We start from the raw sequence: 10,921 nt of genomic DNA, 5'->3' as shown, positions 1-10,921 counted from the left end.
ATTTCGAGGTATCCAAAAAAGCCCACTAAGTTGAACCTTAGTGGGCTTTAAAATCAGTATATAGCGTTATGCTGTTAGCAATGACACACAACTATTTAGCAAGGCGGTTCGCCGTCCAAACGTAAAGCAGCTCGAGAGCAATCGTCGCACCAGCCAATGCTGTAATTTCGCTTTGGTCATAGGCAGGAGACACTTCTACAACGTCCATACCAACCATGTTGATACCTTGCAAGCCACGGATAATTTTCAGAACTTTATCTGAATTCAAACCGCCGCATACCGGAGTACCTGTACCCGGAGCAAAGGCAGGATCCAGACAATCGATATCAAACGTTAGGTAAACTGGCTTATCACCGACAATGCCTTTTACTTGAGCAATGATCTCGTCTACGCTCATGTCGTTCGCTTGCATCGCGTTAATAACGTTAAAGCCGTGTCCTTCCTGCTTGTACTCTGTACGAATACCAATTTGCACTGAATGTTCAGGCGAAATTAAGCCTTCATTTGGCGCATGGTAGAACATAGTACCGTGATCGTAATGACTGCCCTGACTGTAAGTGTCAGTGTGCGCGTCGAAGTGAATCAGAGCCATCTCGCCATATTTCTTACCATACGCTCTTAGCAAAGGCAGTGTAATGAAGTGATCGCCACCTAAACCTAACAAAGTTTTACCACTATTCAGAATCGCATCAGCAGCCGCTTCTAAGCGCTGAGTTAGGTCTTCTGCATCACCACAATCGAATACAAGATCGCCAGCATCAATTACCGAGGTGTGTTCAAATACATTGAAGTCCCAAGGGAATTTTTTGCCTTCCCACGCCAAGTTAACTGACGCACGACGAATCGCATCCGGTCCCATACGAGCCCCCGGTCGACCAGACGTCGCCATATCTAACGGCGCACCCAACACAACCACATCAGCATCGTTATCGATTGGGTTTTGTACCAAAGGACGACGCATAAACGTCATCGCATTGGAATACAGCGAGTAATCTGGTTTCGTAAATAGATCGTTCATTAAAAATCCTCAAGATAGGTGTAACCCATCAAGCCTTGCTCTAACTCTTCAAGTACACTCTGCTGTTCTTGCACTGGTACTTTAGTCGTTACCAATTCTTTGTAGTTCTGACGAATTAGGTCCATATCGATATGAACATAACGCATCATATCTTCAACCGTGTCGCCTTCGTTGACGTAGTCTATGTTTGCTTCTCCGCTCTCATCAACATTCACCACGACACTGTGCGTATCACCAAATAGGTTATGCATATCACCCAAGATCTCTTGGTATGCGCCTACTAAGAAGAAGCCCATCAGGTAAGGTTCGTCTGGGTTCCATGCTGAAACTGGCAACGTTGTTTCAATGCCCTGGCCATCAACATACTGGTCAATCGTACCGTCGGAGTCACAAGTGATGTCCAGCACCACTGCACGACGCTCATCCGCATTGTCTAAACCGCTCAATGGCAATACAGGGAACACCTGATCAATACCCCAAGCGTCTGGCAACGATTGGAACAACGAGAAGTTCACGAAAAACTTATCAGCCAAACGCTCGCTCAACTCATCCAAAATAGGACGGTGGTAACGGTTCTTAGTGCTCATTCGAGAGCTAAGTTCGTAGTTAATACGTAAAGACATCTGCTCTGCCCAAGCACGATGCTGAAGGTTCAGCATGCCTGTCGCAAATTGGTTGTGTGCTTCTGCGATATCACTTTGCGTGTCGTTGTAGATCTCAATCAGCGCACGGTCATCATTACCTGCATCTAACTCCAAGAAGTTCTTCCACATGTTGTTTAGCAACAGTGGTGCATCTGCTTCTGGCGCCGTCATGTCTTCTGGCGAGTAGCTTTCGGTACCAATCACGTTAGTCACTAGCACTGCATGGTGCGCAGTCAGTGAACGACCAGATTCCGAAATAATCACAGGCTGTGGTTGATTGTAGAGTTTACAAATATCCCCTACTGTCATCACGATGTTGCGAGCGTACTCAAGCAAACCGTAGTTCATTGAGTTTGAAGATTGACTGCGTGTGCCGTCGTAATCGACCGCCAAACCACCACCCACATCTAGGTACTTCAGTTGAGCACCAATGTCACGCAGTTCACAGTAAAAACGAGCCGCTTCACTCACACCATTTCGCACATCACGAATATTCGCCATTTGTGAGCCAAGGTGGAAGTGTACTAGCTCTAGAACATCCAGTTGATCTTCTGCTTTCAAGCGTTCAATAACGGTCAATACTTGTGATGCAGACAAACCGAATTTCGACTTCTCACCACCACTTGCTTGCCATTTACCTGCACCTTGAGAAGCAAGACGAATACGTAAACCCAAACGAGGTTTTACGCCAAGTGCTTTCGCTTCAGAAAGAACAAGATCAAGCTCTGACAACTTCTCTAGAACGATAAATACTTTGTGGCCTAGCTTTTCGCCAATCAGCGCAAGACGGATGTATTCTCTGTCTTTGTAACCGTTACACACGATCACAGAGCTCGCTTTTTGAGCCAGCGCCAATACTGCCAATAGCTCAGGTTTGCTGCCCGCCTCTAGTCCTAGCTGCTTCTGCTCTAATTGAGCTTGGCTCGCTAAGATCTCATCAACCACTTCTTTTTGTTGGTTAACTTTAATCGGATAAACAAGTAGGTAACGATTGTCGTACTGATATTCGTCGATCGCTTGGTTGAATGCGTTACAGATATTGTGCACACGTTGATGCACTATTTGAGGAAAACGCACAAGAGCAGGCAAGCCAATATTTCGCTGCTCTAACTGTTTTACGATCTGACTTAGCGGAACTTGATGATCGGTTTCGCTCGGTGAAACATACACCTCACCGTTGTCATCAATTCCATAAAAACCTTGGCTCCAGTGCTTTACATTATACTCAGCACGGATGCGTTCCAAATTAACCGAATTTTCCAATTCTAGAGACCTCACACTATAGGGCCATCGACAGAAGATACCTCTTTGGAATAGCGAGGTATAACCCAACAAAAAGCGTTCAAAAACGATTTGTTGGCTGCATTAACCGATATTATTAAGAGCGAGTCCAACCATTGATATTTGTGGTGACGATTACGTTTTTTTATCGACGATCTGACTTAAAGTGACAGGTAAGGAATTACAAGGTTTTAGGGTAAAAAACAGGCTGAAGCGCATTAAATATAAAGCAATTTCTCACATTAAATTAGGGATACAAAATGTGCAGGAACCATAAGATTTTTAGTAAATTGGGTGAGGTTAAGTCAGAGTTGTGACAAATATAAGCACTTCACAATCTGAACTCTCGCTATCACCAACACAGCTTGTACCCCGCGATTCAATGCCGATTAACACTTCATTCTTCCAACTAAAAGTCGCTCACTTCAATGTTGTAACCGCTCAATAATTGAACTTTTCTCGCACATATCTTGTATTCGGTTCGATCTTCTTGTAATTTTAACTGACCAACCAATCGGTCAGCTTTCGAATTTAGGGGATACTATGAGCCATAATCTAGACCTTGAACCAAACACGTCGAGCACCAACGACATGGTTCAAATGTTCAACCGACAAAAAGATCACTACCGCAATAACGTTAATCCTACGCTTGAGCAGAGAAGAGAAAACCTCTCAGTACTAAAAGCGTTGTTAATGCGCTATCAAGAGCAATTGATTGAGGCAGTATCTGAAGATTATGGCCATCGAGCAAAGCACGACAGCTTGATTGCTGATATCACCCCTTCTCTTCACCAGATCAATTACAGCGCGAAGAACCTTAAGAAGTGGTTGAAGCCATCACGCCGCAAAGCTGGTTTGATGCTAACGCCAGCTAAGATCACGGTTCATTATCAGCCAGTGGGCGTTGTGGGTATCATTGTTCCTTGGAACTTCCCAGTCATGCTCTCTTTAGGCCCTCTGATCACAGCGTTAGCAGCCGGCAACACGTCGATGCTCAAGATGTCGGAGTTTACTCCAGCAACCAACCGAGTTTTAAAAGCGATGTTGGCCGAAGGCTTTAGTGAAGATCAGGTTGCGATTATCGAAGGCGAAGCTGACGTTTCCGCTAAATTTAGCCAACTGCCGTTTGACCATATCCTTTTCACAGGCTCAACCGCTGTGGGTAAACACGTTATGAGAGCAGCGGCTAACAACTTAACACCAGTTACCCTGGAGTTAGGCGGCAAATCTCCAACCATCATTGCCCCTGATTTTGATGTAGCTGACGCTGTTGAACGTATCCTGTTTGCAAAAAGCTTAAACGCTGGCCAAATATGTGTAGCGCCTGATTACATCTTATTGCCGCGAGAAAAAACGGACGAGTTCATCACAGCTTATAAGCGTTATTTCAAGAAGCTTTATAAAGCCGGTATTGAGAGCAAAGACTTAACCTCAGTGATCAACATGCGCCAATACAATCGCTTGAAAGGTGTCATTGAAGACGCACAAGCCAAAGGCGCGGTTATTCACACGGTAACCGAACAAGCACAGGACGATGTAAACCACAGAATGACGCCGCACCTTCTCACCGAAGTGAACGATGAGATGCTCGCGATGCAAGAAGAGCTGTTTGGTCCTGTTCTGCCTATCGTGCCTTATGATTCCATCGAAGAAGCAATCAGCTACATTACAGAGAGAGAACGCCCACTGGCTCTGTACCTAATGAGCCATAATAAAGAAACCCAAGACAAGTTTTTATCAGACACACACTCTGGCGGCGTGTGTATTAATGATTCTTTGGTGCATGTGGCTGCAGAAGACGCGCCATTCGGTGGCATCGGCCCTTCAGGCATGGGACACTATCACGGCATTGAGGGCTTCAAGACCTTTAGCCATGCCAAAACCGTTCTAAGCAGAGGAAAAATCAACTTCACCAAGTTAATGCATCCTCCTTACAACAACCCAATCAAGAAACTGATGTTCAAAGTACTCAATAGATGATCACCAAAAGACAAAAAATCCTAGATGCTGCACTCCTGCTCTTCTCTCAACAAGGGCTAGAGGGCACATCTACCGGACAAATAGCGAAAACAGCTGGTGTGGCGAAAGCGACGTTGTTCCACCACTTCGAAAACAAATCTCTATTGATTGATGAACTGTTTCGCGAGCTGAAGCTAGAGCTATTCTCGACCCTTCAACTGCACACTGATGTGGCAATAGAAGATCGCTACCAAGCTTTTAAGTTCATGTGGATCACAGGAATTGAATGGGCATTAGAAAATCCGGTTGCGATGAAGTTCTTTACCAATGTTCATTTCGACCCAACGACCCAAACTCGAGAAGTAATTGTTTCACAGATGTTCGCATCGCTAGACGAGATCATTTTGAAAGGGCAAGAGGATGGTGAATTGATGGTGTTAGACATTAACCTTGTTAGGCACTTCATCCATAGCCACTTTCTGATTTGTGCAAACTGGCTGATTGAACAAAGCGAGTCTCCACCAGAACAAACATCGGAGTACATCAACGATAGCTTTGATATGTGTTGGCGAGCCGTTGGCGGACAAACCAAGTAGCTTTAAGCCCAAAGATATAAGTTCTAGACTCAATTTATTTCCAATAATGCTCACTAAAGCGCCACACAGGCGCTTTAATTATTTGAACACAATTTAATCACCTCAGCATATTGACTCAGAGTACGTTCTTTCAGTACCATCCCACCATCATTTCAAAAGAGAATAACGCCATAATGAAGTACTAACATCCTGACATCCGATTTATTTTTATAAAAATCATTTGGACACTCGGGGGTTAGTGGGCGTTACTTCGTCATCTATTTTCGCGACAAATCAAGCTCTTAAAGATCCGTTTTTTGACAAACAAACATCTTTAAGTTCAATACCTCAAAGACAGAAATCAGATCAACACCCTATTTCCTATCTTTGATTGGCATGCTAAGTAAGTAACGTCTTTGGCGGTCTATACATAGAATTCTGTGTAGGGTTCTATATAGAATAAGCGCCTCACCCCTTTTACTCGTTTACACGTAAAGGGAGGTATTTCTATGCCTACTATATTAGCCAACAATCTCTCATTCCAACTCGATACAGGTGAGTGGCTATTCAAAGACATCACCTTTAATTTGAGTACACGCCTCACCGGCCTAGTCGGAAGAAACGGGGCTGGAAAATCATTGTTACTTTCATTGCTAGTGGGACAAAAACAGCCCACAACAGGCAGTGTTTCACTCCAAGGTTCAATCGGCTTTTACTCTCAATTACCATCAACGCTACTGGATACCAACATCACCATCGCTGACTTCTTAGGGCTCACCGAAAAGTTAGATGCATTAAAAGCGATAGAGCAAGGTAGCTGCGAACTGCAGCACTTCAATATCGTTGGAGATGATTGGGATTTAGAGACACGTACCCAGCAGTTGCTAGGTACACTCAAAATCACTAGTGATTTGAACACGCTTTGTTGCTCTTTGAGTGGTGGGCAACTTGCCCTGTTACAGCTTCATCGGCTATTCGTATCAAATAACGACATACTGATCCTCGATGAGCCTTCGAACCATTTGGATAACGATGGACGCAATTGGGTACTCGAACAGTGCCAGATGTTTGCAGGAAAAATACTTATCGTCAGCCATGATCGAAGCTTATTGAGACAAATGGACGGGATCTACCATCTCAATAGCTTGGGCGTACGTTTCTATAAAGGAAATTATGATGATTACTTCAAACAAGTGTCTAGTCAAAGCGACGCGCTAGAGAAACAGATTGCGCATCATCAGTCCGAAAAGAAACGACTCGAACGTCAAGCTCAAACCAACAAGGAAAAGGCGCAGCAGCGAGAATCTCAGGGAAACCGACTCAGAAAGTCAGGTAGCCAACCCAAGATATTATTGGATGCGATGAAAGATAAAGCAGGTCAAAGCCAAGCCGCGTCTGCGACAAGCCAAAGGAACCTCATTGACCAAAACCAACATAAACTTCAGTCGCTTAAAGAACAGAAGGAGCGGATGAAACCACAAGCGTTATACCTACAACAAGCGAATACTACTAAAAAACACTCACTATTAACCGTTGAAGAGTGTCGCCTAAATTTTGGTTCTGGTGCTCCTATTAGCTTCTCTCTATCACAAGGGGAACGATGCTATCTAACCGGGGCTAACGGGTGTGGAAAATCGACACTGTTAAAAGCCATTCATGGCCAACACTCGAACTATATCGGATCCATTAAGCGCTTAGGGGCGACCGTATACTTGGATCAACACTTTGGCCTGTTAGACACCAACGACACTATGTTCGATAGCTTGATGACACACAGCTTTGGGTTAACAGAAAGCGACGCACGAACCTTGCTCGCTGGAATGGGGTTCAGGCGAGACTCCGTATACCGAAAAGTGGCTCATTTAAGTGGTGGTGAAAAAATGAAACTGGCGATGTTAATCGTTAGCCATAAGCAAGATACCCCGCTTCTATTACTCGATGAACCGGACAACCACCTAGACATCGACTCAAAGCAAATATTGGCGTCCGCTTTACGTGGATACAAAGGCGCATTTATCTTGGTCAGTCATGATGCTGATTTTATTGAGGAGGTCGGCGTCAGCCAAAACCATATACGACTTTAACCTTCGTAGATTCGTTCACTGAGATTAGTTAAGCGAGCATCGTTCCGGTGCTCGCCTTTCTTGATTGAGACAAGTAAACTACGCGCCTCGAACATCTATTCATAAGGCTAAGGTTTGCATACTCTAGAACAATTAAAATCAGGGCAACTAAACGGTATTAAGCGCTTAAAACTGTCAGAAGGTCTCACAGAGTTTCCTTTAGAAATCATAGAGCTTGCCGATTCGCTTGAGATTCTAGACCTTTCAGGTAATCAGCTGTCAGACCTACCAGCCGAGTTATCAAAGCTAACTAACCTGCGTATTATCTTCGCGTCGAATAACCTGTTCACGCATCTTCCTGATGTTCTTGGGTCACTTCCTAAGCTTGAAATGATCGGTTTCAAGACTAACCAAATCAAAACCGTAAGCGAAGTATCTCTGCCACCTCAATTACGCTGGTTGATCCTTACCGACAACGCCATCGAAGTTCTACCGAACTCACTGGGTGAAAGGCCAAGACTGCAAAAGCTGGCACTCGCAGGCAACCAGCTTCGCGCTTTACCTGAGAGTATGGAAAAGCTATCCAACCTCGAACTGGTCCGCTTGTCTGCAAACCGACTGACTGAATTCCCTGAGTTCCTTATTAAACTACCAAAGCTGGCTTGGTTAGCCTTTGCGGGTAATCCATTTTGCAAACACCCTAGCAGCTTAGATAGCGTGCCTGCGGTTAGCTCTCAAAGCTATTCACTGAATCAAGTACTTGGCCAAGGCGCGTCAGGCGTGATCTCTCATGCGAGTTGGCTAAATAGCGACTTTGATTTCCCACAAGAAGTAGCGGTTAAAGTGTTTAAAGGCGAAGTCACCAGTGACGGTTACCCACATGATGAGCTAGAAGCGTGCCTTCAAGCTGGCCACCATAACAACTTGGTAAAATCCATTGCTCAAGTTGAGGAACCGGACTACCTAGCTTTGGTGATGGAACTCATTCCAAGCAGCTACTACAACCTAGGTCTGCCACCGACACTCGAGACTTGCACACGTGATACTTTCCCAGAAGGTTTTGAACTTCCGCTCTCGCAAATCGACAACATTGTGACTCAGATAATCGATGTATTTAATCACCTGCATGACAACAAGGTTTGTCACGGTGACTTGTATGCGCACAACACCCTAGTCAATGAACAAGGCCAAATGATCTTTGGTGATTTTGGAGCGGCGACCATCTATGGTTACTTGAATGAAGAGCAGCAGCAAGGCATTCGACGTATCGAAGCTCGCGCTCTCAAGTACTTTATTGATGACCTACTAACGGTTTGTGCCAAGCAAGATGTGGGCAGTGAACAGCACTCTCGCCTAACAAACTTTGAAGCGTAAACGCAGCAGATAAACCGAGTTTAAAGAATGCTAACGCTCGGTTGCACGCCAAACTAAAAACGCTTCGCTGTCGTAAAGATCGATGTCGAGCTCGGTACGAGGAATTAACGGCTGGTCAGTTTGCTCACGACAATAAAGTTGAAGCAAGATTTGCTGCTTAGTGTCGCTCGATAACTCAGTCATTAATCCTTCCTATTCATCCAGAACTGCACTAAAGGTGCGTTGTTAGCGATTAAACTAGCTCGTAAGAGACAACGTAAAGCTGAGAAATACCTGGGTAGATATCTTGAATCACATCTTTCAGCACTTGCAGCGTCATGTTCTCTTGTTGTGCATGGAACTCACCCAGCTCATCGAACAGAATTGGTTCTACGCTGATGATCTTAAGATTACAGAACACGCGCCCTTCTTCTAACGTTGAGACTTCAACAACGCTGCCCGGTTGGTAATCACGCTCTGATTCATCGCGAATAGTAATGGTCTTTTTGCCAGAAAGGATGTCAGCTTCAAAACGTCCAAAGAACGTCATAGTAGTTGGTGCGGTCATTTATATCGGTCGCTTAACATTTAAAGGTTAGGTAGATGTTTATATACCAGAATGCCAGATCAAGCGAATAAAAATTAGATGCGGAAGTTCATCTCGTCATTCCCAAGACTGACGAAGGAAGGAAGGAGGGAATCTCTAAGGAGCCAAATTACAGGCAATAAAAAAGGAGAACCGAAGTTCTCCTTTTCTTAAACCTTTAAGCTAACTCTAAATTATAGAGATGCTTTCGCTTTTTCAACTAGAACAGCAAATGCTGCTTTGTCGAATACTGCGATGTCAGCAAGAATCTTACGGTCGATCTCGATAGATGCTTTCTTAAGGCCATTGATGAAACGGCTGTAAGATAGACCATTTTGACGAGATGCCGCGTTGATACGTGCAATCCAAAGTTGACGGAATTGACGTTTCTTGTTGCGACGGTCACGGTAAGCGTATTGACCAGCTTTGGTAACTGCTTGGAAAGCTACGCGGTAAACACGTGAACGTGCTCCGTAGTAACCTTTAGCTTGTTTTAGAACTTTCTTATGACGTGCACGAGCTTGTACACCACGTTTTACGCGAGGCATTATGCTTCTCCTAAACTAAACGAATTTATAAACTAAAAAGAATTAAGCGTATGGCATCATACGTAGAACTTGAGCAACTTCACATTTAGGAAGGATCGAGTTCGGACGTAGCTGACGCTTGTTCTTAGTAGTACGCTTAGTCAGGATGTGACGTTTACCAGCGTGCTTAAACTTAATACCACCAGCAGTTTTCTGGAAACGCTTAGCAGCACCTTTGTTGGTTTTCATCTTAGGCATGATGAATAACTCCGCATTGTTGAGTTGTTAATAACATAGTAATTAGGGCGAATAAAACCCCGCAACCTGAGGCTGCAGGGTTTAATTACTTGCAAAGCCGTTAATTACTTCTTTTTAGGGGCCAACACCATGATCATCTGGCGACCTTCAATTCTCGTTGGGAAAGATTCGACAACTGCAAATTCTTCAGTATCTACTTTCAAACGATTAAGAACGTCAACACCGATTTCTTGGTGAGCCATTTCGCGGCCACGGAAGCGAATTGTTACCTTCACTTTGTTGCCGTCTTCTAGGAAACCAGTCAGGTTGCGTAGTTTTACCTGATAGTCTCCAATATCAGTTCCAGGTCGGAATTTAATTTCCTTGATCTGAACCTGCTTTTGCTTTTTCTTCTGCTCTTTCGCAGCTTTGCTCTTCTCGAAGAGGAACTTACCGTAGTCCATCACACGACAAACTGGCGGCTCGGCGTTAGGGCTAATCTCCACAAGATCCATACCAGCTTCATTTGCAGCTTCCATCGCTTCCGCGATTGTTACTACACCAACAGCTTCGCCGTCTGCGCCAGTTAGACGCACTTCACGAACGCCACGAATGTCACCGTTTAAACGGTGCTGGTTTTGTTTGGCCGGTTGTTGGCCACGTCTTCCGCCTTTAATA

General features: G+C 44.6%; 11 protein-coding genes. 4 read left to right on the top strand and 7 right to left on the bottom strand.

The annotated features are described in order from the left end of the window. Positions 1-91: 91 nt before the first annotated feature. Together speB and speA are read right to left on the bottom strand one after the other, a co-directional pair. Positions 92-1,018 carry an agmatinase gene (gene speB / locus WR49_RS01770; RefSeq protein WP_046222859.1) on the bottom strand — a complete coding sequence of 309 codons (927 nt, stop codon included), beginning with the start codon at positions 1,016-1,018 and terminating at the stop codon, positions 92-94. Next, positions 1,018-2,925, bottom strand: coding sequence for a biosynthetic arginine decarboxylase (speA, locus tag WR49_RS01765; protein ID WP_046222898.1), 1,908 nt, complete (start codon positions 2,923-2,925; stop codon positions 1,018-1,020). The genes speB and speA overlap by 1 nt, the downstream gene beginning before the upstream one ends. Before the next feature lie 561 nt (positions 2,926-3,486). Between speA and WR49_RS01760 the strand changes: the two genes are divergently transcribed. The 4 genes from WR49_RS01760 to WR49_RS01745 all read left to right on the top strand — a co-directional run bounded on the left by WR49_RS01760 (position 3,487) and on the right by WR49_RS01745 (position 8,914). Continuing rightward, the gene (locus WR49_RS01760) at positions 3,487-4,923 is read left to right on the top strand and encodes a coniferyl aldehyde dehydrogenase (protein ID WP_046222858.1); all 1,437 of its coding nucleotides are present in this window, start codon (positions 3,487-3,489) and stop codon (positions 4,921-4,923) included. Further along, the gene (locus tag WR49_RS01755) at positions 4,920-5,498 is read left to right on the top strand and encodes a TetR/AcrR family transcriptional regulator (RefSeq protein WP_046222857.1); all 579 of its coding nucleotides are present in this window, start codon (positions 4,920-4,922) and stop codon (positions 5,496-5,498) included. The genes WR49_RS01760 and WR49_RS01755 overlap by 4 nt, the downstream gene beginning before the upstream one ends. Positions 5,499-5,986: 488 nt before the next feature. Beyond that, the gene (locus WR49_RS01750; RefSeq protein ID WP_046222856.1) at positions 5,987-7,561 is read left to right on the top strand and encodes an ABC-F family ATP-binding cassette domain-containing protein; all 1,575 of its coding nucleotides are present in this window, start codon (positions 5,987-5,989) and stop codon (positions 7,559-7,561) included. Positions 7,562-7,675: 114 nt separating this feature from the next. Next, the gene (locus tag WR49_RS01745; protein WP_046222855.1) at positions 7,676-8,914 is read left to right on the top strand and encodes a leucine-rich repeat-containing protein kinase family protein; all 1,239 of its coding nucleotides are present in this window, start codon (positions 7,676-7,678) and stop codon (positions 8,912-8,914) included. A 30-nt stretch (positions 8,915-8,944) separates the two neighbouring features. On the opposite strand, the gene WR49_RS21275 is transcribed toward WR49_RS01745, so the two are convergent. From WR49_RS21275 to infC, 5 genes are all read right to left on the bottom strand, one after another. Continuing rightward, entirely contained in the window at positions 8,945-9,097 is a 153-nt protein-coding gene (locus WR49_RS21275; RefSeq protein ID WP_156155654.1) for a hypothetical protein, read from the bottom strand. 49 nt (positions 9,098-9,146) lie between these two features. After that, positions 9,147-9,461 (bottom strand): N(4)-acetylcytidine aminohydrolase, encoded by a 315-nt coding sequence (yqfB, locus tag WR49_RS01740; protein ID WP_017055195.1) that lies wholly within the window; start codon positions 9,459-9,461, stop codon positions 9,147-9,149. Positions 9,462-9,673: 212 nt separating this feature from the next. Continuing rightward, positions 9,674-10,027: a 50S ribosomal protein L20 gene (rplT, locus tag WR49_RS01735; RefSeq protein ID WP_004733517.1), complete on the bottom strand. Its 354-nt coding sequence runs from the start codon at positions 10,025-10,027 to the stop codon at positions 9,674-9,676. A 42-nt stretch (positions 10,028-10,069) separates the two neighbouring features. Continuing rightward, on the bottom strand, positions 10,070-10,264 hold the full coding sequence (gene rpmI, locus WR49_RS01730) for a 50S ribosomal protein L35 (RefSeq protein ID WP_004738430.1): 195 nt from the start codon (positions 10,262-10,264) through the stop codon (positions 10,070-10,072). Between the two features lie 104 nt (positions 10,265-10,368). Further along, positions 10,369-10,920, bottom strand: coding sequence for a translation initiation factor IF-3 (infC, locus tag WR49_RS01725; RefSeq protein ID WP_077680304.1), 552 nt, complete (start codon positions 10,918-10,920; stop codon positions 10,369-10,371). Position 10,921: the final 1 nt, after the last annotated feature.

Source organism: Vibrio sp. ECSMB14106 (genome assembly GCF_000972265.1).
GTDB lineage: Bacteria > Pseudomonadota > Gammaproteobacteria > Enterobacterales > Vibrionaceae > Vibrio > Vibrio kanaloae.
This window is presented reverse-complemented; position numbering and strand designations above follow the sequence as displayed.

Excerpts from the sequence above, each read along its gene's own strand:
- yqfB (WP_017055195.1), bottom strand. The coding sequence starts at position 9,461 with ATGACCGCACCAACTACTATGACGTTCTTTGGACGTTTTGAAGCTGAC.
- WR49_RS01760 (WP_046222858.1), top strand. The coding sequence starts at position 3,487 with ATGAGCCATAATCTAGACCTTGAACCAAACACGTCGAGCACCAACGAC.
- speB (WP_046222859.1), bottom strand. The coding sequence starts at position 1,018 with ATGAACGATCTATTTACGAAACCAGATTACTCGCTGTATTCCAATGCG.
- WR49_RS01750 (WP_046222856.1), top strand. The coding sequence starts at position 5,987 with ATGCCTACTATATTAGCCAACAATCTCTCATTCCAACTCGATACAGGT.
- rplT (WP_004733517.1), bottom strand. The coding sequence starts at position 10,027 with ATGCCTCGCGTAAAACGTGGTGTACAAGCTCGTGCACGTCATAAGAAA.
- rpmI (WP_004738430.1), bottom strand. The coding sequence starts at position 10,264 with ATGCCTAAGATGAAAACCAACAAAGGTGCTGCTAAGCGTTTCCAGAAA.
- WR49_RS21275 (WP_156155654.1), bottom strand. The coding sequence starts at position 9,097 with ATGACTGAGTTATCGAGCGACACTAAGCAGCAAATCTTGCTTCAACTT.
- WR49_RS01755 (WP_046222857.1), top strand. The coding sequence starts at position 4,920 with ATGATCACCAAAAGACAAAAAATCCTAGATGCTGCACTCCTGCTCTTC.